General features: G+C 54.2%; 23 protein-coding genes and 2 pseudogenes. 15 read left to right on the top strand and 10 right to left on the bottom strand.

Annotated elements, in window-relative coordinates; genetic code table 11:
* The first annotated feature begins 1 nt into the window (after position 1).
* Genes pgaB through pgaD form a run of 3 tightly spaced genes read left to right on the top strand, consistent with a single transcriptional unit; the run spans position 2 to position 3694 of the window.
* Entirely contained in the window at positions 2 to 1939 is a 1938-nt protein-coding gene (pgaB, locus tag SK50_RS20770; protein WP_048229890.1) for a poly-beta-1,6-N-acetyl-D-glucosamine N-deacetylase PgaB, read from the top strand.
* A complete protein-coding gene (gene pgaC, locus SK50_RS20775) occupies positions 1932 to 3263 on the top strand; it encodes a poly-beta-1,6-N-acetyl-D-glucosamine synthase (RefSeq protein ID WP_015571860.1) in 1332 nt (443 codons plus the stop codon). The genes pgaB and pgaC overlap by 8 nt, the downstream gene beginning before the upstream one ends.
* Positions 3260 to 3694 carry a poly-beta-1,6-N-acetyl-D-glucosamine biosynthesis protein PgaD gene (gene pgaD / locus SK50_RS20780; protein WP_015571861.1) on the top strand — a complete coding sequence of 145 codons (435 nt, stop codon included), beginning with the start codon at positions 3260 to 3262 and terminating at the stop codon, positions 3692 to 3694. Before pgaC ends, pgaD begins: the two co-directional genes overlap by 4 nt.
* A gap of 52 nt (positions 3695 to 3746) precedes the next feature.
* On the opposite strand, the gene gss is transcribed toward pgaD, so the two are convergent.
* A complete protein-coding gene (gene gss / locus SK50_RS20785; protein ID WP_039269769.1) occupies positions 3747 to 5609 on the bottom strand; it encodes a bifunctional glutathionylspermidine amidase/synthase in 1863 nt (620 codons plus the stop codon).
* Between the two features lie 182 nt (positions 5610 to 5791).
* Between gss and yghU the strand changes: the two genes are divergently transcribed.
* Positions 5792 to 6658: a glutathione-dependent disulfide-bond oxidoreductase gene (gene yghU, locus SK50_RS20790; RefSeq protein WP_048229891.1), complete on the top strand. Its 867-nt coding sequence runs from the start codon at positions 5792 to 5794 to the stop codon at positions 6656 to 6658.
* A 76-nt stretch (positions 6659 to 6734) separates the two neighbouring features.
* Positions 6735 to 7496: an L-fucose operon activator gene (gene fucR, locus SK50_RS20795; RefSeq protein ID WP_015571863.1), complete on the top strand. Its 762-nt coding sequence runs from the start codon at positions 6735 to 6737 to the stop codon at positions 7494 to 7496.
* Here the strand turns inward: fucR and SK50_RS20800 are convergent.
* Positions 7486 to 8919 carry a methyl-accepting chemotaxis protein gene (locus SK50_RS20800; RefSeq protein ID WP_048229892.1) on the bottom strand — a complete coding sequence of 478 codons (1434 nt, stop codon included), beginning with the start codon at positions 8917 to 8919 and terminating at the stop codon, positions 7486 to 7488. The genes fucR and SK50_RS20800 overlap by 11 nt on opposite strands.
* Positions 8920 to 9070: 151 nt before the next feature.
* Between SK50_RS20800 and SK50_RS20805 the strand changes: the two genes are divergently transcribed.
* Positions 9071 to 10111 (top strand): aldo/keto reductase, encoded by a 1041-nt coding sequence (locus SK50_RS20805; RefSeq protein ID WP_045343997.1) that lies wholly within the window; start codon positions 9071 to 9073, stop codon positions 10109 to 10111.
* A 74-nt stretch (positions 10112 to 10185) separates the two neighbouring features.
* Here SK50_RS20805 and SK50_RS20810 read toward each other — a convergent pair whose 3' ends face one another.
* Together SK50_RS20810 and SK50_RS20815 are read right to left on the bottom strand one after the other, a co-directional pair.
* Positions 10186 to 10674: a TIGR00645 family protein gene (locus SK50_RS20810; protein ID WP_006811956.1), complete on the bottom strand. Its 489-nt coding sequence runs from the start codon at positions 10672 to 10674 to the stop codon at positions 10186 to 10188.
* 43 nt (positions 10675 to 10717) lie between these two features.
* Positions 10718 to 11221 carry an ESA_00282 family adhesion-associated protein gene (locus SK50_RS20815; RefSeq protein WP_017692670.1) on the bottom strand — a complete coding sequence of 168 codons (504 nt, stop codon included), beginning with the start codon at positions 11219 to 11221 and terminating at the stop codon, positions 10718 to 10720.
* 103 nt (positions 11222 to 11324) lie between these two features.
* On the opposite strand from SK50_RS20815, the gene SK50_RS20820 reads away from it, so the two are divergent.
* Complete coding sequence (locus SK50_RS20820) at positions 11325 to 11729, top strand: hypothetical protein (RefSeq protein ID WP_032655029.1); 405 nt, start codon at positions 11325 to 11327, stop codon at positions 11727 to 11729.
* 1 nt (position 11730) lies between these two features.
* Entirely contained in the window at positions 11731 to 12156 is a 426-nt protein-coding gene (locus SK50_RS20825) for a hypothetical protein (RefSeq protein ID WP_045344000.1), read from the top strand.
* A gap of 80 nt (positions 12157 to 12236) precedes the next feature.
* Here the strand turns inward: SK50_RS20825 and exbD are convergent, their stop codons facing one another.
* Together exbD and exbB are read right to left on the bottom strand one after the other, a co-directional pair.
* A complete protein-coding gene (exbD, locus tag SK50_RS20830; RefSeq protein ID WP_001251472.1) occupies positions 12237 to 12662 on the bottom strand; it encodes a TonB system transport protein ExbD in 426 nt (141 codons plus the stop codon).
* Between the two features lie 4 nt (positions 12663 to 12666).
* Positions 12667 to 13398, bottom strand: a complete 732-nt coding sequence (gene exbB / locus SK50_RS20835) for a tol-pal system-associated acyl-CoA thioesterase (protein WP_003862482.1) — start codon at positions 13396 to 13398, stop codon at positions 12667 to 12669.
* Between the two features lie 251 nt (positions 13399 to 13649).
* Here exbB and metC point away from each other — a divergent pair, with 251 nt between their 5' ends.
* Together metC and yghB are read left to right on the top strand one after the other, a co-directional pair.
* Positions 13650 to 14837, top strand: a complete 1188-nt coding sequence (gene metC / locus SK50_RS20840) for a cystathionine beta-lyase (RefSeq protein WP_003862484.1) — start codon at positions 13650 to 13652, stop codon at positions 14835 to 14837.
* 142 nt (positions 14838 to 14979) lie between these two features.
* Entirely contained in the window at positions 14980 to 15639 is a 660-nt protein-coding gene (gene yghB, locus SK50_RS20845) for a DedA family general envelope maintenance protein YghB (RefSeq protein WP_015571869.1), read from the top strand.
* Positions 15640 to 15684: 45 nt separating this feature from the next.
* Here the strand turns inward: yghB and SK50_RS20850 are convergent, their stop codons facing one another.
* Positions 15685 to 16584 carry an AraC family transcriptional regulator gene (locus tag SK50_RS20850; RefSeq protein ID WP_017382749.1) on the bottom strand — a complete coding sequence of 300 codons (900 nt, stop codon included), beginning with the start codon at positions 16582 to 16584 and terminating at the stop codon, positions 15685 to 15687.
* A 195-nt stretch (positions 16585 to 16779) separates the two neighbouring features.
* On the opposite strand from SK50_RS20850, the gene yqhD reads away from it, so the two are divergent.
* Both yqhD and dkgA read left to right on the top strand, forming a co-directional pair.
* Positions 16780 to 17943, top strand: a complete 1164-nt coding sequence (gene yqhD / locus SK50_RS20855) for an alcohol dehydrogenase (RefSeq protein ID WP_023304422.1) — start codon at positions 16780 to 16782, stop codon at positions 17941 to 17943.
* A gap of 105 nt (positions 17944 to 18048) precedes the next feature.
* Positions 18049 to 18876 (top strand): 2,5-didehydrogluconate reductase DkgA, encoded by an 828-nt coding sequence (gene dkgA, locus SK50_RS20860; protein ID WP_032655034.1) that lies wholly within the window; start codon positions 18049 to 18051, stop codon positions 18874 to 18876.
* A gap of 86 nt (positions 18877 to 18962) precedes the next feature.
* Here the strand turns inward: dkgA and SK50_RS20865 are convergent.
* The 3 genes and pseudogenes from SK50_RS20865 to SK50_RS20875 all read right to left on the bottom strand — a co-directional run.
* Positions 18963 to 19973 (bottom strand): annotated as a pseudogene (locus SK50_RS20865) (radical SAM protein); the annotation flags it as partial.
* Between the two features lie 115 nt (positions 19974 to 20088).
* Complete coding sequence (locus SK50_RS20870) at positions 20089 to 20418, bottom strand: hypothetical protein (protein ID WP_000140246.1); 330 nt, start codon at positions 20416 to 20418, stop codon at positions 20089 to 20091.
* A 725-nt stretch (positions 20419 to 21143) separates the two neighbouring features.
* A complete protein-coding gene (locus SK50_RS20875; RefSeq protein WP_022649395.1) occupies positions 21144 to 22112 on the bottom strand; it encodes an IS5-like element IS903B family transposase in 969 nt (322 codons plus the stop codon).
* Positions 22113 to 22265: 153 nt separating this feature from the next.
* On the opposite strand from SK50_RS20875, the gene rclA reads away from it, so the two are divergent.
* The 3 genes and pseudogenes from rclA to SK50_RS24225 all read left to right on the top strand — a co-directional run bounded on the left by rclA (position 22266) and on the right by SK50_RS24225 (position 24464).
* Positions 22266 to 23591 (top strand): reactive chlorine resistance oxidoreductase RclA, encoded by a 1326-nt coding sequence (rclA, locus tag SK50_RS20880; protein WP_048229894.1) that lies wholly within the window; start codon positions 22266 to 22268, stop codon positions 23589 to 23591.
* 177 nt (positions 23592 to 23768) lie between these two features.
* Positions 23769 to 24044, top strand: coding sequence for an IS1-like element transposase (locus SK50_RS24220; protein ID WP_000179213.1), 276 nt, complete (start codon positions 23769 to 23771; stop codon positions 24042 to 24044).
* Between the two features lie 44 nt (positions 24045 to 24088).
* Positions 24089 to 24464: pseudogene (locus SK50_RS24225) on the top strand (IS1 family transposase).
* Positions 24465 to 24624 lie beyond the last annotated feature (160 nt).

Below are 24624 nucleotides of genomic sequence, written 5' to 3' on the forward strand. Positions count from 1 at the left end.
TATGCTGAACACACGTTTTTCTATAAGCCTGATCGTCATCGGCTGGCTCTGCCTCAGCGCGAACCTCTGCGCGCAGCCGCTCTCCTTTATGGCCCCTGAAAAGAGGCCGCAGCTGGAGGCCAGCAAACCCTGGCCGGAGAATCAGTTTCTGGTCCTGGCCTACCACGACGTTGAAGATGATGCCGCCGATCAGCGCTACCTCTCCGTTCGCACCAGCGCGTTAAACGAGCAGATAAGCTGGCTTTTGCACAACGGCTATCACGCCATCAGCGTGCAGGACATTCTGGATGCGCATGAAGGGAAAAAAGCGCTGCCGCCGAAAGCCGTTTTGCTCAGCTTTGACGACGGCTACAGCAGCTTTTACACCCGGGTCTGGCCTCTGCTTCAGGCCTGGAACGTTCCTGCGCTGTGGGCGCCGGTGGGCAGTTGGGTGGATACGCCGGCAAATCAAAAAGTTAACTTCGGCGGTCTGATGACGCCCCGCGATCGCTTTGCCACCTGGGATATGGTACGAGAGCTCAGCCAGTCCCCGCTGATTGAGATTGGCTCGCATACCTGGGACTCGCATTACGGCATTCCGGCCAACCCGCAGGGAAGCCGTGAACCCGCCATCGCCAACCGTTTTTTCGATAACGCGACGGGGCATTACGAAACCGATGAACACTTCAACCAGCGGATCGCCGCAGACGTACGGAAAGTCACCGATAAAATCACCCAGGTGACGGGAAAAGCGCCGCGTGCCTGGGTGTGGCCCTATGGGGCTGCCAACGGTACGTCGCTCGCTATCGCCCAGAAACAGGGCTATCAGTTGGCCTTTACCCTGGAGGACGGGCTGGGAAACGTGCGCGACCTCGGCAACATCCCGCGCCTGCTGATCGCCGGAAATCCGTCGATAAAAACCTTTGCCAACACGGTTAGCCGCGTTCAGGAGTTTGACCCGGTGCGCGTCATGCATGTCGATCTCGATTACGTCTACGATCCCGATCCGGCCCAGCAGACGAAAAACATCAACAAACTCGTCCAGCGGGTCTACGACATGAAAATCAGCCATGTGTTTCTCCAGGCGTTTTCGGATCCGCGGGGCGACGGCAGGATCGATGCGCTCTATTTCCCCAACCGTCGGCTCCCGGTCCGGGCCGATCTCTTTAATTTTGTCGCCTGGCAGCTACAAACCCGCGCGGGAGTGAAAGTCTTCGCGTGGATGCCGGTTCTCTCTTTCGATCTCAGTCCAGCCTTGCCGCGCGTGCAGCGCCGGGATCGTCAAACGGGAGCGTTGACCGTGGCCGCCGAGCCCTATATCAGGCTCTCCCCGTGGAGTCCGCAGGTTCGCCAGCAGGTGACGGAGATCTATGAAGATCTGGCCCGCTATGCCAGCTTCAATGGGATCTTATTTCATGACGATGCGGTGCTGACGGACGTTGACGATGCCGGGCAGGACACGACCCGGCAGAAGAGTCTGCGGCTTATCGGCTTTACCCGCACCCTGAGCCAGGCGGTGAAAAACATCCGTGGCCCGCAGATCAAAACCGCGCGGAACATGTTCGCGTTGCCCATTCTCGAGCCGGAAAGCGAGGCATGGTTTGCGCAAAATCTGGATGATTTTCTGGCGGCCTACGACTGGACGGTGCCGATGGCAATGCCGCTGATGGAGTCCGTCCCGGCAGAAGAGAGCAATGCCTGGCTGACGCGTTTAGTCAAAGCCGTCGCCGCACGCCCCGGCGCGCTGAATAAAACGATTTTTGAGCTACAGGCCAGGGACTGGGCGCAGAAACCGCAGCGTGCCGTAGCCGATGAACGTCTGGTGGAGTGGATGCGGGTGCTCCAGCTGAACGGCATCAAAAATTACGGTTATTACCCCGACGACTTCCTCAACAACCAACCTGATATTTCGCGTATCAGGCCTGAATTTTCTTCGTACTGGTATCCTGACAATGACTGATCGCATTATCGCCTTCTCTATTTTGTGTCTGGTATTCGGGTTGCCGTTAGGCGTAGCCGCGCTGTTTACCGGCGAACTGATTCTGGACTTTGTCTTTTTCTGGCCGCTTTTTATGTCCGTGCTCTGGGTAACCGGCGGCCTCTATTTCTGGTTTCAGCTTGAACGGCACTGGTCGTGGGATAACGCAACACCCGCCCCCGCCTTAGCCGGTGAGCCGTTAATCTCGATTCTTATTCCCTGCTTCAATGAGGAACGCAACGCACGGGAGACCATTAGCGCCGCGCTGGGTCAGCGGTACTGGAATGTGGAAGTTATCGCCATCAACGACGGTTCTTCTGATAACACGGCGGAGGTACTGCAACAGCTGGCGCGAGAGCAACCGCGCCTGCGGGTGATTAATCTCGCGGAGAACCAGGGGAAAGCCGTGGCGCTCAAGGCCGGCGCTGCGGCGGCCCGGGGCGATTTGCTGGTCTGCATTGACGGCGACGCCCTGCTCGACCGCGACACCGCGGCGTATCTGGTGGCACCGCTGATTCAGTATCCCCACGTTGGGGCCGTCACCGGGAATCCGCGTATTCGCACGCGCTCAACGCTGATTGGCCGCATTCAGGTGGGCGAGTTTTCTTCCATTATTGGCCTTATCAAGCGAACGCAGCGGATCTATGGCCGGGTCTTTACCGTCTCCGGCGTCATCGCCGCCTTTCGCCGACAGGCGCTGGCGGATGTCGGGTACTGGAGCCCGGACATGATCACAGAGGATATCGACATAAGCTGGAAGCTTCAGCTTCGCCACTGGGATATCTTTTTCGAGCCGCGGGCACTGTGCTGGATCCTGATGCCGGAGACGCTAAAGGGGCTGTGGAAACAGCGTCTGCGCTGGGCGCAGGGGGGGGCAGAGGTGTTTCTGGTTAACCTGCGCAAGATGGCCCGCTGGGAGCATCATCGCATGTGGCCCCTGTTTCTTGAGTACGCGCTATCAACGCTGTGGGCGTTTGCCTATGGGGCAACCGTGGTGTTGTTCATTCTCAGCCATATTATCCCTCTTCCCGCGAACCTGGCCGTTGCGAGCCTGTTTCCCCCGGCGTTTACCGGGCTGCTGCTGGGTGTGATGTGTCTGCTGCAATTCCTCGTCAGTTTGTATATCGAGCGGCGCTACGAGCGGAAAGTGGCAGGCTCGCTGTTCTGGGTAATCTGGTTCCCGATGGTGTACTGGATGATTGGCCTGTTTACCACCCTTGTGGCATTTCCGAAAGTCATGCTTAAACGTAAACGCGCCCGCGCGCGCTGGATCAGTCCGGACCGGGGTAAAGGGAGCATTCAATGAACGAGAATACGTTAATTTTGACTGAACATCGGCTGGCACCGCGTCTTTTCGATGCCGCATTAACGCTGATAGCCTGGGGAGGATTCCTGTTTTTCCTTTACGCCAGGCTGTGGATGCAGTTAACCGAGGAGGGCGATCACCGCTGGAGCGTGATTATCGCCTCTTTTAATACGGTGCTGGTCTATCTGCTGATTGCCGCGTTCAACGGCTGGCTGCTGATCCTGTGGTATCAGTACAATCGCCGCCGCGCGCATGTGAGGCGGCGTCATCCGGAAATGTTGCGCCATGACGAGCTTGCCCAAAGTTTTAACGTCACGCCGCAAATTATGTCCGAGATGAGCCAGTACAACCTGCTGACGGTTTACCATGACCAGATTGGCCGGATCATTGATTTGAAGATCAGCGAGCAGCAGGAAGAGGAAGAGCAGTAATGAAACGCCCCCGCAACATGCCCTGCGGGGGCGTTTTTATAACAGGGAGACGCTATTTATCTTTCACCACAATCAGCGGTTCAATATCGCTCTCTTTCTTCACCACCAGCGAGTCATCCCCGCGCAGACAGGTTCCGCCATAGTTCCCGCCCACGGTAAAAGTGCAGACCTGAATGTATCTGCCGTCAACCTTCGGCAGGCACCATAGCTGCTGGTAGATATTTTTGCGGTCAACAAACTTGCCGCTGGACTGGTCCAGCAGTTCGTCCTGGGCGCCGATCAGATCGATATTGCTCCCGCAGCGTCCGGCGATCGGTTTAACGGCATAACCGGTCCGTTTGAGCAGATCGTTGACCTCAAAATCGGTATCCAGCAGGTAACGGTGGTTCGGGAACAGCTGCCACAGCACCGGCAGGATCGCCTTGTTACCTGGGATCACCGTCCACAGCGGTTCAAAGACCAGCACTTCCGGGCGCAGCAGGACGTCAATCAGGCGCACTTCACCTTGCGGGTGACCGGTGCGGATAGGCACGGCGGCGTACTCGGTTTCGCTCACCTCGCGGATCTGCTCAATCGCCGTTTCCCACGCCCAGGTTTTCCATACGCAGTTGACGTGACGGCCTTCATCATCAATCAGTTGCCCGGCGGCATCCCAGCTCAGCGCCCCCAGTCCATGCAGGATTTTGGTTTCAAACCCGGCCTGGATCAGCGAGCGCTGAATAAAGAGCGCGTGGTAATCCTCTTCGATATCGTTGTCCTGCATGATATGGACGAACGGCCGCGCGTGGCTGTGCTTCCATGCGCCGGTCAGCTCCTCCAGCAAGCCTTCCGCCGGATTGTGGCCGGTGCCGCGATAGCCGTTTTTCACCCACTCTTCAAGAATGAGCCCGCCCTCGGTATGGCAGGAGGCGGAATCCGCGTTGTACTCGTAAACCTTGATGCCGCGATCATCCATGCAGAAATCCATACGACCGGTGATCATATGGTGACGACGCCACTGCCATGAAAGACGCAGACGCGGCCAGAGAATTTTCGGGATGTCGAAAAGCGCGAGTAAGCTGTCGTCTTTCAGCACCTTGTCGGTGGCATGAAGGTACATCAGATGCAGTTCGTTGGTGGCTTTGATCAGCTCCTGCTCGGCGCTTTCGGTAATGGTAAAGTACTGGCAGGGATCGTTGTTGATAACGTGGCCGTTGGCGCGAACGTACGCCTGTTGCAGGGCGTCGTTTTCATTGAGCCATTTTCCGTCGAACTGACGGTTGTTCTTCAACCGCGCGCCGCTGATTTTCAGCAGTTCACCGTCGATCTCCGGCTGAGGAATACTGTGTTCCGTCTCCTCCGTCTGGATCATCCAGCCGAGGATCTCGGTATCGTTGAACGTGTCATGAAGCGTATAGCAACCGTCCTCCACGCTCAGACGCAGCTCGCGCGTCCACTGCTGCCCCATCGGCAGCGGGGAGTGAATAACGTTCTGCTCGGCAATGCGCACTCTGTCATCCAGCAGCTGGGTAATGACGGCGACGTGGCCGGTCTCATGAAACTCACCGCCCTTTTGCCAGATGAGCAGCGCACCGGCCTGCGGCGCGCGTTTCGAGCCATTAGCAAAGGCCTGTAGCGGCAAAATATTGTCGTTTACCACCTGGCGCAAAAAACGCAGGGAGAAGATCTCCCACGCCATCCCGACGTCGGTAAAAACAAACCCGTGATTGAGAAACAGGAAACGGCGCGCAAACTCAACGCACTGCCATTTATGGCCCATGTATTCGTTGCCGATATAGCTGCGAAATTCCGCGTCTTCCGGGTAGTGACGCGGATCGAGACTGCCGTAATTTGAAGAGTAAATCGCCACGCCACCCGGCGCATAACCTAATAACGTCCCGAAGGGTGCGTCACTGCTTAACGTTCCTTTACGCATGTGTCCAACCTAAGACAGGCAGGCGGCAATTTTTTGTGGGGTTGTCGTCGTCTGCACGTTGTAATTAACTGACAGAGGTGGCGTTATCATACACCCGCCCTGCCCATTACGCTCGCATCGTTAAACGGTTCCTGCATCTCCTGCTACACTGCCTCAACACAACACCAAAAAGGCAGGCCAACATGTCAGATAACACCTATCAGCCACCGAAAGTGTGGGAATGGAAACAGAATAACGGCGGCGCGTTCGCCAATATCAACCGTCCCGTCTCGGGCGCGACGCACGAGAAAGAGCTACCTGTGGGCGCGCACCCGCTCCAGCTGTACTCTCTCGGTACGCCGAATGGACAGAAAGTTACCATCATGCTGGAAGAGCTGCTGGCGCTGGGCGTGACGGGCGCGGAATACGACGCATGGTTGATCCGCATTGGTGAGGGCGATCAATTCTCCAGCGGTTTTGTCGACGTGAACCCGAACTCGAAGATCCCGGCCCTGCGTGACCACTCCACCACCCCGCCGACGCGCGTCTTTGAATCCGGCAATATCCTGCTCTACCTGGCCGAGAAATTTGGTCACTTCCTGCCAAAAGATCCGGCAGGACGAACGGAAACCCTGAACTGGCTGTTCTGGTTACAGGGCGCGGCCCCGTTCCTCGGCGGCGGTTTTGGCCACTTCTATAACTACGCACCGGTGAAGATTGAGTACGCTATCGATCGCTTCACCATGGAAGCTAAACGCCTGTTAGACGTGCTGGACAAACAGCTGGCGCGCGGTCGTTACGTAGCGGGTGAGGAATATACCATTGCGGATATGGCAGTCTGGCCATGGTTTGGCTGCGTGGCGCTGGGCAGCGTGTATAACGCCGCCGAGTTCCTGGATGCCGGGAAGTACACCAACGTGCAGCGCTGGGCAAAAGATGTGGCGAATCGTCCGGCCGTTAAACGCGGGCGCATTGTTAACCGTACCAACGGCGAGCTGAACGAGCAGTTACATGAGCGTCATTCAGCAAGCGACTTCGATACCCAGACGGAAGATAAACGTCAGGGTTGATCCATGACCGGGCGGTTCGCCGCCCTTCTTCCGCGATGAGAAAAATGCGTCAGCACGCGTGCGCAAGGAGCCTCGTATGTCAGACCAGACGCTAAAAGCGACCCGACAGCAGAGTCTTATCACCTTGCTGAGTAAAAGCGACTGGCTGACTACCGATGTGCTGGCTGAAAAGCTCTCCGTCAGCAAAGAGACCATCCGCCGGGATCTGAAGTCGTTGCAGCAGCAGGGGAAGCTTCTGCGCCAGCACGGGCGCGCGCGTCTGATTCATCCGGACAGCCGCGACAGCGGTGAACCCTTTGGCGCACGCCTGAAAAGCCATTATGCCGACAAAGCCGATATTGCCCGCCACGCGCTGGGCTGGATCAGCGAAGGGATGACCATCGCCCTCGACGCCAGCTCAACCTGCTTTCATCTGGCGCGCCAGTTGCCGGACATCGACCTCACCGTATTTACCAACAGTCTGCCTATCTGCCACGAGATGGCAAAGCGCGAGCGGATCACGCTTATCTGCTCCGGCGGAACGCTTGAGCGTAAGTATCGCTGCTATGTTAACCCGGCGCTGGTGACGCAGCTAAAAGGGCTGGAGATCGATCTGTTCATCTTCTCGTGTGAAGGGGTCGATGAGCATGGCGTCCTTTGGGATCCGTCCGAGCACAACGCGGGCTTTAAGGCGCTGCTGTTAAACCGCGCCAGCCAGTCGCTGCTGCTGATCGACAAAAGTAAATTTATGCGGGCAAGTGAAGTGAAAATTGGTCAGCTGTCGCAGGTGACACAGATTATTCAGAGCGATAAACGTCAGGCCGCCAGAGACGGCCTGACACGAGAGGTTACGCGGTGAGACGGAATTTCTGCACTGAGCGCTGGAGTTCTTCGGTCTGCCGTTCAAGTGCGGCGGCGGCGGCGGAAACCTGCTCCACCAGCGAGGCGTTCTGCTGGGTCACGCCGTCCATCTGCGTGATGGCAACGCCGACCTGAGAAATACCTTTGCTCTGCTCCTCTGACGCGGTGGCGATCTGCTTCATAATGACGGTCACTTCCGTCACGTCGCGCAGGATCGCTTCCATCGTGGTGCCGGTATCGTTCACCAGCTGCGCCCCCTGCTCCCCGGCCCGGGCCGCTTCCACCGCGGCGTTCAGCGCCAGAATATTGGTCTGGAAGGCGATGCTGTTGATGACGGTAGTGATTTCAGCGATTTTTTTCGAGCTGTCCGAAATGCCGCTCATGGTTGTGACCACATCTTCCACCAGCGAGCCGCCGCGGCTGGCCGTACTGGAGGCGACATCCGCAAGCTGGCTGGCCTGGCGCGCGCTTTCGGCGTTCAGCTTCACCGTTGCGGTTAGCTGCTCCATGCTGGCCGCGGTCTCTTCCAGCGCGGCGGCCTGCTCTTCGGTACGCGAAGAGAGATCGTTATTCCCGCTGGAGATCTCCGTAGCCCCGCGCCAGATATTCTCGCTGCCGGAACGAATCGTGCTGACCGCTTCCCGCAGGCTGTCCTGCATGGCGCTCAGCAGCGGCACCAGTTGCCCCACGCAGTTGCGGCCAAAGGATTCAATCGGCTGGCTGAGATCGCCCTGCGCAATCTGGCGGAACTGCTGACGGATACGATCCAGCGGTTTTACCAGTATCGCCACCAGGTAGCGGTCGGTGAACAGCAGGATCAACAGACCCACGATCGTGGCGGTGATAATCACCGTCCGGGTCATGCTGGTGAGGCCGTCGACCACCACCCGCGTGCTGTCGAGCGCCTTCGCCGCGGTGTTGTTAAAGTTCTCAGCCGCTGACCCGAATGCACGGCTTAGCGGCGGCGTGACGTTGTTGGCATGCTGACGATAGCCTTCGAGCGTCGCCTGCTTCGCCTGCGCCATCTGCGGCGTCACGCCACGATCGAGCAGCGCCTGCCAGGTGGAAATCACCTGCGCAGACACCTTTTCATCCATCGGGCCCGGGGAGATAGCTTTCATCTCTGCCAGCTTTTTACTCATGTTATCCAGCGCCTGCTGAGCAGGAGCCAGGTCCGGCGTGCCGCCCGCCGCTTTGACTTCCATCGCCCGGCTCAGGCGGGTGACGAAACGGAAATACTGATCGTTGCCCTGGCTCAGCACCGTCATTTGCCGGACCAGCTGGCGGTCAACATCATTACCATCAGAAACACGAGACAGAGACCAGGTGCTGTAAAGCCCCACGCCTGCCCACATGACACAAAAGATCCCCAGTATCGTCAGCATGACGAAACGGATGGTGAAATTACGAAGCATCTTCATTGAGTATTCCTTGCCGTGAGGGTGAATTCGCCCAGAGGCGAGTACTACCCTCTTTATCGGCAGATACCGCAGAAAATATACTTTTTTGTTATCGAGTCGGCATAGAATGAAAACGTTGTTTCGAAAATTCACCGACAAGAAAGGAGACATCATGTCCTGGCACCCTTACACCGGCCGATACGAAAACATGCAGTACCGATACTGCGGCAAAAGCGGCCTGCGCTTACCGGCACTGTCGCTAGGCCTGTGGCACAGCTTCGGTCACGTTCAGCCGCTCGATTCCCAGCGCTCGCTGCTGCGTAAGGCCTTCGATCTCGGTATTACCCACTTTGACCTTGCCAACAACTACGGCCCCCCACCGGGCAGCGCTGAAGAGAATTTTGGCCGTCTGCTGCGGGAGGATTTTGCCGGGTATCGTGACGAGCTGATCATCTCCACCAAAGCGGGCTACGACATGTGGCCAGGGCCGTATGGTTCGGGCGGTTCACGTAAATACCTGCTCGCCAGCCTCGACCAGAGCCTGAAACGCATGGGTGTGGAGTATGTGGATATTTTCTATTCTCACCGCGTAGACGAAAACACGCCGATGGAAGAGACCGCCTCCGCGCTGGCGCACGCGGTGCAGAGCGGAAAAGCGCTGTACGTCGGCATTTCGTCCTACTCCACGGAACGCACGGCGGTAATGGCCGAATTGCTGCGCGAGTGGAAGATCCCGCTTTTGATCCACCAGCCGTCTTACAACCTGCTTAACCGCTGGGTCGACAAGACCGGCCTGCTGGACGCGCTGGAGAAAAACGGAACGGGCTGTATCGCCTTTACCCCGCTGGCACAGGGCCTGCTCACCGGAAAATACCTGAACGGTATTCCGGACGGTTCACGTATGCAACGCGAAGGGAAAAAAGTGCGCGGCCTGACGGAGAAAATGCTGACGGAAGCCAACCTGAGCAGCCTTCGTTTGCTGAACGAGATGGCGCACGCGCGCGGGCAGACGATGGCGCAGATGGCGCTAAGCTGGCTGTTGAAAGATGAGCGTGTAACGTCGGTGCTGATTGGCGCGAGCCGCCCGGAGCAGCTGGAAGAGAACGTTCAGGCGCTGAATAACCTGCGCTTTAGCGAAGATGAACTGACGCGGATTGACCAGCACGTTGCGGATGGTGAGCTGAATTTGTGGCAGGCGTCGTCGGATAAATAAATAGTGCGGCCTGCTGCCCTCACCCTGTCCCTCTCCCCTCCGGGGAGGGGGTTAGGGTGAGGGGCGTGGTGGATTTATTTCTTACTGATCTTATCCAGATACCCCATCACAAACGCCGACAGCACAAACGTCAGGTGGATAATCACATACCACATCAGCTTATTATCCGGGACGTTTTTCGCGTCCATAAAGACGCGTAACAGGTGTATAGACGAAATCGCCACAATCGACGCCGCGACTTTATTCTTCAGCGATGAGGCATCCATTTTCCCCAGCCAGTTGAGCTTTTCTTTGTGCTCGGCGATATCAAGCTGAGAGACGAAATTCTCATAACCGGAGAACATCACCATCACCAGTAACCCCCCCACCAGCGTCATATCCACCAGCGACAGCAGAACCAGAATCAAATCGGCTTCTGCCACGGAGAAAATGTTTGGCAGGACGTGAAATATCTCCTGGAAGAACTTGATCGTCAGGGCGACCAGCGCCAGGGAGAGACCAAAATAGACGGGTGCGAGCAGCCAGCGAGAGGCATACATTGCGTTTTCAAAGAAGCGTTCCATAAAATCCTGTCTGCAAACGAAACCAGCGCTCAGTATATCTCAACTATACCTCGTTGGGATCCACATCCGGACGCGCATACTCCGGCCAGACCAGCGCGACCAGTTCCGGGTAGGCTTCCAGGCTAAACTCGCGAAAACACTGGCGCAGATTTAATACGTCTAAATCGGAGTACGACACCTTCTCGCCATTCAGACAGCGCTTTTTGATATTGTCGTAATATTTATAAACCGCCGAATTAAGGTCGCTACAACGGCGCTGCGCGTCGAACAGGCCGGGCGTATCATTAATTTCAGCCATTTTCATTCGCTTAATTGTCGCATGGAGAAAATCGATATATTCGTGATTTACCCGCCAGTACCAGACCGGCGTCACGGCGTTCATCAATACGGAGAAATGATCTTCCCCCTCCTCTTTCGACATCAATTCAGGCTGCGGCGGTTCACTGGCGTCTTTTGACGCTTTCGTTTTATTTAACTCTTGCATCAATAAAAGCACGCCAGCGGTCAGTAATAGTAACGTTATGACCGTAAAGAAAATGCTGTTCATGGGTAGGCTCCATTTTTTTTGATTTTAAAATTGCCTCATGTTATTGTCAACGAATCTCACCCTTTTTCCACCCCCACCTTTTTTGAAATTAAAGGAAATTAAAATGCTGCCCGACAATCTTGTCCCGGCAAAGTACCACATTACGCCTGTGGAACAGCCTTCGACGGAAGCAGATAAAGAGGCGAATTTCACTCAAGGAAAAAGAAAACTCTCCGACTATGAAGCCGACATATTAATTGGTGTTTCACGCACCGGCAAATCCCGTAATATGGTGCTGGAAGAGCACGATCGCCATTTAAAAGAGCGTTTATTTCGCGCCATCAAGATTGAAGCCTTAGTTCATCTGCTGAATGATTTACAGGCCGAAGGGGAAATAGACGCCCAGAGGCTCAGTCAAATAATGACCGAGAAAACGCAGCAAATAAATGAGGCCGGCAATGAAATTTGGCTTAATTTAATTACGCGTGAAAAAAACAATCCCATTTTTTATAACCTGGGGGAAGATTAACGTGAATGATGACAGCGGTAATAACGTTTATTTGACTTTAGATGATAAGAAAAGCGATGGATTTATCTTAAAGCAGAATCTCGACGCCCTGAAAAAGATAAAAAATGACGAGATGACGCGAATTACGCAGGATTTGGTTTCGATTCCGGCCACGCTGGTGCGCCTGAAATGGCAGAATCGTCGGGAGATTTACGCCTTGCAGGCCAAGGAGGAGATTTACGGCGCGGTGATGAACGCCATTATTGAACAGCGCCCTGAGCTTAAAGAGAAGATCCTCGGGCGACTGGAGGCGAACTATCAGTACCTGCTGGCACGCGAGACAGCCACCCTGCGCCTGACCCGTAAACTCTCGGAAGGTCATTACCGAACTTCAAACGTGACCTGTGTAGCGCTTGATGAAGAGGCGCCGACGGCGCCTTCAGTGTGAGTCAACAATGATTGTTGCGGAATGCAGGCCGGGTAAGGCGACGCCGCCACCCGGCAGGGAAGGCTGCAAAAGCCTTCGTTTTACTTCGCGGCCGCTTTCTCTTCGCCGACCAGACCAATCTTCAGGTATCCCGCCTGATGCAGCGTGTCCATTACCTTCATCATGGTTTCATAATCGACGGTTTTATCCGCGCGGAAGAAGACGGTGGTGTCTTTCTTGCCGCCGGTCAGCTGGTCCAGCGCCGGAATAACCGAGGCATCCGTTACCGGATCGTTGCCCAGGAACATGGACTTATCGGCCTTCACGGACAGGTATATAGGCTTTTCCGGACGCGGCTGCGGCTGGCTGGAGGACGCAGGCAGATTCACCTTCACGTCCACCGTCGCCAGCGGTGCGGCAACCATAAAGATAATCAGCAGAACCAGCATGACGTCGATAAACGGCGTCACGTTGATCTCATGCATTTCACCGTTATCGTCCAGATTTTCATTAAGACGCATTGCCATACAATCAACCTACGCGCAGTTTGGACGCCGCATGTACCGGTTTAACGGCGCTGGCGTTCAGGTCCAGATCGCGGCTTTGCAGCAGCAGAACCTGCGCGGCAACGTCACCCAGTGTGGCTTTATAACTGCCAATCATGCGCGCGAAGATGTTATAGATAACAACCGCCGGGATAGCGGCAACCAGACCGATAGCCGTGGCCAGCAGCGCTTCTGCGATACCCGGCGCGACGACCGCAAGGTTAGTGGTCTGCGTCTGGGCAATACCGATAAAGCTGTTCATGATGCCCCAGACGGTACCGAACAGGCCGACGAACGGGGAGATGGCGCCGATAGTCGCCAGGTAGCCGTTACCGCGGCCCATATGACGACCCACGGCCGCAACGCGACGCTCCAGACGGAAGCCGGTACGCTCTTTAATGCCTTCGTTATCTTCACTGCCTGCGGAGAGTTCCAGCTCGTTCTGCGCTTCATTCACTAACAGGGTAGTCAAACTTTTCGCATGGAAGGATGAGGTGATATCAGAAGCCTGATCCAGAGAGCGGGCTTCCGCCAGCTGCTTCTGCTCACGCTTGAGGCGGCGTTTTTGTGAAAGAAGTTCGGCGCTCTTGCTGAAGAAGATAGCCCAGGTGATCACGGACGCCAGAATCAGGCCGATCATCACAATCTTAACTACGATGTCAGCATGTTGATACATGCCCCAAACGGAGAGATCCGTCTGCATCAAATTATTACCCACTCTGTATCTCCAGGACGCAAATCACAAAATCTGAACGTAATAATATCAAAACGTCGTCGAATTGATAGTAGTTCTCATTAGTATTTACATAGTGCCGTAATTTTCGCTCACTTTCCTTGCGCTTACGCAGTAAAAATTTCTTATGCGAATTTTTGATAATATTTTCTGCTTATTCGATAAGCATCCGGATGCACATTCTGACAATCGTGGTAGTCTGGACGTCCAGACGTATAAAAATAGGGTTAGCGAACATGACTAAAAAGCAGCTTGAGACCACGCTGGTGCAGGCAGGACGCAGTAAGAAATACACGCAGGGCTCGGTCAACAGCGTCATCCAGCGCGCCTCCTCGCTGGTGTTTGATACCGTTGAAGATAAAAAAATCGCTACGCGTAATCGCGCGAAGGGCGGGCTGTTTTACGGTCGTCGTGGCACGTTAACCCATTTCTCGTTGCAGGAAGCCATGTGTGAACTGGAGGGCGGCGCGGGCTGCGCGCTGTTCCCGTGCGGCGCGGCGGCGGTCGCCAATACCATTCTGGCGTTTGTGGAACAGGGTGACCACGTCCTGATGACCAATACCGCCTACGAGCCAAGCCAGGACTTCTGCACCAAAATACTCAGCAAGCTCGGCGTCACCACCAGCTGGTTCGATCCGCTGATTGGGGCCGGTATTGCCGGGCTTATTCAGCCCAACACGCGCGTTGTGTTCCTGGAATCTCCCGGCTCCATCACCATGGAAGTGCATGACGTCCCGGCCATCGTGAAGGCGGTGCGCAGCATAGCGCCGGAAGCGATCATCATGATCGACAACACCTGGGCGGCAGGTGTGCTGTTTAAAGCCCTGGAATTTGACATCGATATCTCCATTCAGGCGGCGACCAAATACCTGATTGGCCATTCCGACGGCATGATCGGTACGGCGGTATCTAACGCCCGCTGCTGGGATCAATTGCGTGAAAACGCCTACCTGATGGGCCAGATGGTGGATGCTGATACCGCCTACATGACCAGCCGGGGCATCCGTACGCTCGGCGTGCGTTTGCGTCAGCATCACGAAAGCAGCCTGCAAATTGCACAGTGGCTGGCGCTGCATCCGCAGGTGGAGCGCGTTAACCATCCGGCGCTGCCGGGCAGCAAGGGCCACGAATACTGGCAACGTGACTTTACGGGCAGCAGCGGGTTGTTCTCATTTGTTCTTAAAAAGCGCCTGAATGACGCCGAACTGGCAAGCTATCTGGATAACTTTACCCTCTTCAGCATGGCCTATTCATGGGGTGGGTTTGAATCGCTGATCCTGCCCAACCAGCCGGAGCAGATTGCGGCCCTGCGCCCGGGCGGCGAGGTGGACTTCGAGGGGACCTTAATCCGCCTGCATATCGGGCTGGAAAATGTGGACGATTTAATTGCGGATTTATCGGCAGGATTTGAGCGCATCGTGTAAAGTGCTGGCTGAAATGTACTCCCCGGACGCTATTCTGAACACCGCAAGCAGAAAAGTCTGTATGAGATGCGCCTGCGATCAACCCCGACAGGCAAAATTGGGAGTACAATAGCGTTATATCTGCTGTTCCACAGGAAAGTCCATGGCTGTTATTCAAAATATCATCACGGCGCTCTGGCAACACGATTTTGCCGCGCTGGCGGACCCGCATGTCGTCGGGATTGTCTATTTCGTGATGTTCGCGACGCTGTTTCTGGAAAATGGATTACTGCCAGCCTCATTTTTACCCGGTGACAGCCTGCTCCTGCTCGCAGGGGCGTTAATCGGCAAGGGCGTGATGGACTTCGCACCGACAATGGTGATCCTCACCTCTGCGGCCAGTCTCGGCTGTTGGCTGAGCTACCTGCAAGGGCGCTGGCTTGGAAACACTCGCGTGGTGAAAGGCTGGCTGGCGCAGCTGCCGCATAAATATCACCAGCGCGCGACCTGCATGTTTGACCGTCACGGCCTGCTGGCGTTACTTGCCGGGCGTTTTCTGGCGTTTGTTCGTACCCTGTTGCCTACCATGGCGGGTATTTCAGGCCTCTCTAACCGCCGCTTTCAGTTCTTCAACTGGCTGAGCGCCCTGCTCTGGGTAGGCGTGGTCACCACGCTCGGCTACGCGCTGAATATGATCCCCTTTGTTAAGCGCCATGAAGACCAGGTGATGACCTTCCTGATGATCCTGCCGATTTTCCTGCTGGTTGCAGGGCTGGTGGGTACCATTGCGGTGGTGATTAAGAAAAAGTATTGCAGCGCATAAATAAAAGCCGGGTGGCGCTACCGCTTACCCGGCCTCCGTTTCCCCTCAGGCTCCCTGCATGGTTCTTATACGTGACGCATCTTCCCCCGGCGTGACGCCGAAGTAGCGCTTAAACTCCCGACTAAACTGCGACGCGCTTTCATACCCGACCCGCATCGCCGCGGCGCTGGCCTTCATGCCATCGTGGATCATCAGCATCCGCGCCTTATGCAGACGGTAGGTTTTGAGGTACTGCAACGGTGACGTGCTGGTGACAGATTTAAAGTTATGGTGAAACGCCGAGACGCTCATATTGGCTTCCGCCGCCAGCTGGTCAACGCTGAGGTTTTCCGTGTACTGGCTCTCGATGCGCTTCAGCACGCGGCTAATCAGGCTGAAGTGCGTTTGCCGGCTTACCAGCGCCAGCAGCGCCCCGCCGCCCGGTCCCAGCAGCACATGGTAAAGAATTTCGCGGATAATCTGTTTTCCGAGAATACGCGCATCCAGCGGCCTTTCCATCACGTCTAACAGGCGTTCAATCGCGCAGAGAATTTCCTCCGACAGGGTCGCGGAGTTGATACCGCTTGCCGCCATTGACGGCCGGAAAAGTTCGTCCTCCCCAATCTCCATCAGCAGCTCCTGCAACTGGAGGATGTCGACGTTAACGCGGATCCCGGCCAGCGGTACCTCCTCTGTCGCGAAAGTTTCACATTCGAAGGGTAAAGGTACTGTCAGAAGCAGATATTCATTGGTGTCGTAACGGAACACGCGCTCATTGATATAGCCAATCTTATGGCCAGAAAAGAGAAACACGATGCCGGGCTGATACATCACCGGGGTGCGCGTCCCGGGCTGGGTACCGTACAGCAATCGGATATCCGGCAACAGCTCAGCCGAATCATTTCCGTTATCTATCAGTCTTTTAATCTGCGACGTTAGCTGGCGGCAGATGGCATCACGGTTCATTTTCAGTTACTCCGGGTACGGTTTCCGACGCTGACAGTGTGCGCATTTTCTTACCGTTTCTCCAGCGCGCTGTAGAAATGGGCAAGACATCGGCAGGAATGTGCATTGAGAGGATAGCGCCTGCCCGCCACAATGAGCAGCATCAGGTTGCCTTCGGCGCCACCACGATTTTTTACCCACTACAGGGAACAAGCCATGAACAACTTTAATCTTCATACCCCAACCCGCATTCTGTTTGGTAAAGACGCCATCGCCGACCTGCGCGCGCAAATCCCCGCTGACGCCCGCGTGCTGATCACCTACGGCGGCGGCAGCGTGAAAAAAACCGGCGTACTGGATCAGGTGTACAGCGCTCTGGAAGGTCTGGACGTGCGCGAGTTCGGCGGTATCGAGCCTAACCCGTCTTATGAAACGCTGATGAACGCGGTAAAAATCGCCCGTGAGGAGCAAATCACCTTCCTGCTGGCGGTGGGCGGCGGTTCCGTGCTGGACGGCACCAAATTCATCGCGGCGGCGGCCCATTACGCTGACGGCATCGACCCGTGGCATATTCTGGAAACGGGCGGCAGCGACATCAGCAGTGCGATCCCGATGGGCTCCGTGCTGACGCTGCCGGCCACCGGATCAGAGTCCAACAAAGGCGCGGTCATCTCTCGTAAAACCACCGGTGACAAGCAGGCCTTTATGAACGAACACGTTCAGCCCGTGTTCGCGATCCTCGATCCGGTTTACACCTATACCCTGCCTGCGCGTCAGGTGGCGAACGGCGTGGTCGATGCCTTTGTTCACACCGTTGAGCAGTACGTTACTTACCCGGTAAACGCCAAAATTCAGGATCGTTTCGCGGAAGGCATTCTGCTGACGCTGATTGAAGAAGGTCCAAAAGCGCTGAAAGAGCCTGAAAATTACGACGTGCGTGCCAACGTGATGTGGGCTGCCACCCAGGCGCTGAACGGCCTGATCGGCGCAGGCGTGCCGCAGGACTGGGCTACTCATATGCTCGGTCACGAGCTAACGGCGATGCACGGCCTGGATCACGCCCAGACGCTGGCGGTGGTTCTGCCTGCGCTGTGGAACGAAAAACGTGACGCTAAACGCGCCAAACTGCTCCAGTACGCCGAACGCGTGTGGAACATCACCGACGGTTCCGACGATGCGCGTATCGATGCCGCGATTGAAGCCACCCGTCACTTCTTTGAAAGCCTGGGCGTGCCAACGCGTCTCTCTGGCTACGGCCTGGACGGCAGCTCCATCCCTGCCCTGCTGGCGAAACTGGAAGCACACGGTATGACGCAGATCGGCGAGCATGGCGACATCACCCTGGACGTCAGCCGTCGTATTTACGAAGCGGCACGCTAAGCGTTTTTAGGATCCTGACTTTCGTTTTTTGACATTTCGTCCAGACTTAATGCACATCACATCGTCGGAGGTTCCCTCCGGCGATGAGCACCTGAAGGAGGAAAAATGGCAAACCAAACCGTAATCAAGCTACAGGACGGCAACGTGATGCCCCAGCTGGGGCTAGGTGTATGGAAAGCCGGTAACGACGAGGTCGTCTCCGCCATTCATAAAGCCCTGGAAGTCGGCTATCGGTCCATCGATACCGCCGCCGCCTATAAAAACGAGGACGGCGTGGGAAAAGCGCTTACCAGCGCCGGCGTTCCCCGGGATGAGCTTTTCATCACCACCAAGCTGTGGAACGACGATCAAAAGCGTCCCCGCGAAGCGTTGCAGGAGAGTCTGGAGAAACTCCAGCTCGATTTCGTCGATCTTTATCTCATGCACTGGCCGGTACCGGCTATCGACCATTACGTTGATGCCTGGAAAGGGATGATTGAACTGCAAAAAGAGGGGCTGATAAAAAGCATCGGCGTCTGTAATTTCCAGGTTCATCATCTGCAACGCCTGATTGATGAAACGGGCGTCGCGCCGGTGATTAACCAGATTGAGCTGCATCCGCTGATGCAGCAGCGCCAGCTTCATTCATGGAACGCCACGCACAAGATCCAGACCGAATCCTGGAGCCCGTTGGCTCAGGGCGGCGAAGGGGTGTTTGACCAGAAAATCATCCGTGAACTGGCGGATAAGTACGGTAAAACCCCGGCGCAGATCGTCATTCGCTGGCATCTGGATAGCGGTCTGGTGGTGATCCCGAAATCGGTCACGCCATCGCGTATCGCCGAGAACTTCGACGTCTGGGATTTCCGCCTGGATAAAGACGAGCTGGGTGAAATTGCGAAGCTGGATCAGGGCAAACGGCTTGGGCCGGACCCGGATCAGTTTGGCGGGTAATCCCCTCACCCTGCCCTCTCCCCGGAGGGGAGAGGGTTAGACCTGTAGGCCCGGTAAGCGCAGCGCCACCGGGCATTGTTACAGGTTTAACCGGTCTTACGTTTTACGTTCTTCTTCGTTCCCGCAACACCGTTCGAACGCTGATGCGCAATAGGCGTGTGCTTGGTCAGCGCCGGGCGCGTGTTGCGGTTCTGGCGGCGCGCTTCGCGCATCTCTTCCAGCGTTGGCGCTGGCACCAGGCAATCACGACGCGAGCCGATCAGGTGCTTTTTCCCCATCTCTTCCAGCGCCTGACGGATCAGCGGCCAGTTCTTCGGATCGTGATAACGCAGCAGCGCTTTATGCAGACGGCGCTGTTTATCCCCTTTCGGCACCACCACGTCTTCGCTCTTATAACCAATCTTACTCAGCGGGTTTTTGCCGGTGTAATACATGGTCGTCGAGTTGGCGAGCGGCGACGGATAGAAGTTCTGCACCTGATCCAGACGGAATCGACGCTGCTTCAGCCACAGCGCCAGGTTCACCATGTCTTCATCACGGGTGCCGGGGTGTGCGGAGATGAAATATGGGATCAGATACTGCTCTTTTCCCGCCTGTTTTGAATAGGTATCAAACAGCTGTTTAAAGCGGTCATAGCTGCCCATGCCTGGCTTCATCATTTTGGACAGCGGGCCTTCTTCGGTGTGCTCCGGGGCGATCTTCAGATAACCGCCAACGTGGTGCGTCGCCAGCTCTTTGATGTAGCGCGGATCTTCCACCGCAATGTCGTAACGCACGCCGGAGGCGATCAGGATCTTCTTGATGCCTTTCAGGTCACGGGCGCGACGGTAAAGATTGATAGTCGGCTCGTGGTTGGTGTCCATATGCTCGCAAATGCTCGGATAGACGCAGGAGAGACGACGGCAGGTCTGCTCGGCGCGCGGCGATTTACAGCGCAGCATGTACATGTTGGCCGTTGGACCACCCAGATCGGAGATCACGCCGGTAAAGCCCGGCACCGTGTCGCGAATCGCTTCGATCTCGTTAACAATCGACTCTTCGGAACGGCTCTGAATAATACGGCCTTCATGTTCGGTGATCGAACAGAGCGAGCACCCTATAATTCTGATCATTTAGAAATTTTTTTTGCGTTTAAAATCAATGAATTGAAAGATTTCATTTTTCTAAGTCTGATAAAACAGATGAAAACCCAACTGACTATACTCATAAAACTCAATCTTTGCGCTGCTGTACGATACCAGTAATTACAGGTGCCGAGTTTAACATCATGAAAAGTAGCCCAATAATGAATGACGCAACGCCAGCTGCGGTGCCTAACTTCTGACTGAACACCATTGAAACAAAGTACATATTTGGGATAAAAACGGACATAGCAATCACGAAAAGTAACTTATTCAGATAATTATTTATTCGGGTCTTAACCTCAACTCTATCATAAAAAGCCATCGAAACGTAAGCAGTTATCAGTGAATAAAAAGACCATGTCATATAGTTAACCGATTCATTAAATGCCTCTCGCAAAAGCAAAGCACTTTCTGTCATTCCCTACCTCATTAAATCAATAGAAAATAAATCTGAATAATTTATTTTTAAAAGAAAAGAACACAACATAACTTCAGTAGTTATGATTAATCCCTGAATGATTATTTCTTAGCAAGATATAACATGCTTAATGTATATCAGGCAATAAAAAAACTCCCAAAGACCACCGCTGTGGTCTTCAGGTATAGGATTTAAAGAACGAACTCAGTCCGGAAACGTATCACTATCTTCTGTAACGTCCGCTTTCTCTGGTAACATTCTGTTTTTAATATACTGTGAATTCCTGCAGATGAGAGGAAAAATCTCCGAGTTATTCATTATACAACTCGTTGCCGTACGGGCGTCCTCCGGAGACCATGATGAAAATGAAAACGTCTGACGGTCAAGCCATTGAGACAATAATACATTATCAACAGAAGCGCTAAACAGCGCCGCAATAGCCCTGCGTTCAACGGCCTTCTCAGGTTCAATAAACGACAACTCATTATGAAAACGGGTAATAATCGCAATACGGCTGTCAATACGAATATGTCTTTCAAGTAAGACATCGTGCAACTCATCAAGTACAGTCTCTCTCTGGGTATCGTCGAGGCAAGACCACAGAAAATGAATGTTCTCGGCATTTGTGACAACGTCTGGCTCTGCATCACGGAACCATGATGCAAAGATGGCTTTGTTGAATAAATCAGATTTCGGGTAAGTCTCCCCCGTAGCGGGTTGTGTTTTCAGGCAATACGCACGCTTTCAGGCATACCTGCTTTCGTCATTTTGTTCAGCGCTCGTACCAGGGCCATAGCCTCTGCAACCTGACCATCGTAGTCACGCAGTGTCAGTGAACCTCCGAACAGCTGTTTTACCCGGTACATCGCCGTTTCCGCTATCGAGCGACGGTTATAATCTGTTGTCCATTTCCACCGCGCATTACTCCCGGTCAGCCGCTGATTCGCAACAGCACGGTTACGGTCTGCATATTCACCGGGCCAGTAACCCGCGCCTTTTCGGGGCGGGATAAGCGCGCTGATTTTCTTACGCCGCAGTTCATCGTGACAGAGCCGGGTGTCGTAAGCGCCGTCTGCCGATGCTGCCCTGATTTTTCTGTGAGTCTGCCGGATAAGACCCGGGAAGGCTTCTGAGTCCGTCACATTGTTCAGCGACAGGTCTGCACAGATGATTTCATGTGTGTTGCTGTCAACTGCCAGATGCAACTTTCGCCAGATACGGCGGCGTTCCTGGCCATGTTTTTTGACTTTCCATTCGCCTTCACCAAAGACCTTCAGCCCGGTGGAATCAATCACCAGATGCGCGATTTCACCCCGGGTGGGCGTTTTGAAACTGACATTAACCGACTTTGCGCGCTTGCTGACACTGGTGTAATCCGGGCAGCGCAACGGAACATTCATCAGTGTAAAAATGGAATCAATAAAACCCTGTGCAGCCCGCAGGGTCAACCTGAACACGCGTTTAATGACCAGAACGGTGGTGATGGCGAGATCAGAATAGCGCTGAGGTCTTCCCCGTGATGAAGGCGTTGCCGACTCATACCAGGCCTGAATAGCTTCATCATCCAGCCAGAAAGTTATGGAGCCACGGTTGATGAGGGCTTTATTGTAGGTGGGCCAGTTGGTGATTTTGAACTTTTGCTTTGCCACGGAACGGTCTGCGTTGTCGGGAAGATGCGTGATCTGATCCTTCAACTCAGCAAAAGTTCGATTTATTCAACAAAGCCAAACAGAAGCCACTGGAGCACCTCAAAAACACCATCATACACTAAATCAGTAAGTTGGCAGCATCACCTTTTGCGTCTATAGTCATGATGTCAAATGAACGCGTTTCGACAGGAAATCATCATGAATAAATATCAGGCAGTTATTATTGGTTTTGGCAAGGCTGGAAAAACATTAGCCGTCACGCTGGCAAAAGCAGGTTGGCGTGTGGCTCTCATCGAACAATCAAATGCAATGTATGGCGGGACCTGTATTAATATCGGCTGTATCCCAACCAAAACATTGGTTCATGACGCACAGCAGCACACAGATTTTGTCCGTGCCATACAGCGTAAAAATGAAGTGGTTAATTTTTTACGTAATAAGAATTTTCATAATCTTGCGGATATGCCCAATATCGACGTGATCGACGGCCAGGCGGAGTTTATCAATAATCATAGCCTGCGTGTTCATCGGCCTGAGGGAAATTTGGAGATTCATGGCGAGAAAATTTTTATTAATACCGGTGCACAAGCCGTGGTTCCGCCAATTCCTGGAATTACCACCACGCCTGGTGTAGATGACAGCACCGGATTACTTAATCTAAAAGAATTGCCTGGGCATTTAGGTATTTTGGGCGGCGGATATATTGGCGTTGAGTTCGCCTCTATGTTCGCTAATTTTGGCAGCAAAGTAACCATTTTAGAGGCAGCTTCGCTGTTTTTGCCTCGGGAAGATCGGGATATTGCTGATAATATCGCGACGATTTTACGCGATCAGGGCGTCGATATTATCCTCAATGCCCATGTGGAGCGAATCAGTCACCATGAAAATCAAGTGCAAGTGCATAGCGAGCACGCCCAACTGGCGGTGGATGCACTGTTAATAGCTTCCGGTCGTCAACCGGCTACCGCTTCGTTACATCCAGAAAATGCCGGTATCGCAGTAAACGAGCGCGGGGCAATTGTCGTTGACAAGCGATTACATACCACCGCAGACAATATTTGGGCGATGGGAGATGTTACCGGCGGGCTGCAATTTACTTACATATCACTGGATGATTACCGCATTGTACGTGATGAGTTACTGGGTGAAGGCAAACGTAGTACTGATGATCGGAAAAATGTGCCTTATTCCGTATTTATGACACCGCCCCTGTCCAGGGTTGGTATGACAGAAGAACAAGCCAGAGAGAGTGGTGCTGATATTCAGGTGGTGACATTGCCTGTAGCTGCAATTCCGCGCGCCAGAGTGATGAACGATACCCGTGGGGTATTAAAAGCGATTGTTGATAATAAAACCCAACGTATATTAGGGGCATCACTGCTGTGTATTGACTCCCACGAGATGATCAATATAGTGAAAATGGTGATGGATGCCGGGCTGCCTTATAGCATATTACGCGATCAGATATTTACTCATCCGTCGATGAGCGAATCACTCAATGATCTATTTTCATTAGTCAAATAAACTCAAAATCAGACGCCAGAACAAATATTCTGGCGTCTCAGAGAAAAGAATCTTATTAATTCTCTGTTACTCTATAACTTCTTAATCACTTCATTGATGGTATTTTATATGTTTAAAAAATCGGTGATGCTGCCAACTTAATGATTTAGTGTATGATGGTGTTTTTGAGGTGCTCCAGTGGCTTCTGTTTCTATCAGCTGTCCCTCCTGTTCAGCTACTGACGGGGTGGTGCGTAACGGCAAAAGCACCGCCGGACATCAGCGCTATCTCTGCTCTCACTGCCGTAAAACATGGCAACTGCAGTTCACTTACACCGCTTCTCAACCCGGTACGCACCAGAAAATCATTGATATGGCCATGAATGGCGTTGGATGCCGGGCAACCGCCCGCATTATGGGCGTTGGCCTCAACACGATTTTACGTCACTTAAAAAACTCAGGCCGCAGTCGGTAACCTCGCGCATACAGCCGGGCAGTGACGTCATCGTCTGCGCGGAAATGGACGAACAGTGGGGATACGTCGGGGCTAAATCGCGCCAGCGCTGGCTGTTTTACGCGTATGACAGGCTCCGGAAGACGGTTTGCGCACGTATTCGGTGAACGCACTATGGCGACGCTGGGGCGTCTTATGAGCCTGCTGTCACCCTTTGACGTGGTGATATGGATGACGGATGGCTGGCCGCTGTATGAATCCCGCCTGAAGGGAAAGCTGCACGTAATCAGCAAGCGATATACGCAGCGAATTGAGCGGCATAACCTGAATCTGAGGCAGCACCTGGCACGGCTGGGACGGAAGTCGCTGTCGCTCACAAAATCGGTGGAGCTGCATGACAAAGTCATCGGGCATTATCTGAACATAAAACACTATCAATAATTTTGAGTCATTACCCAGTTAGCAATAACCCCCGCTTGCGGGGGCCATACCCACCAGGAGCAAACGCAGAAAGCCCGAGATACTTCTGCTGTACCGGGGGCTGGCGACATTTCAGGCAACACTCATAGTTGACATCCTCCCCGCCCTAAAGGGCGGGGAG

This window comes from Enterobacter sp. BWH64 (assembly GCF_001037645.1).
GTDB lineage: Bacteria > Pseudomonadota > Gammaproteobacteria > Enterobacterales > Enterobacteriaceae > Enterobacter > Enterobacter hormaechei_C.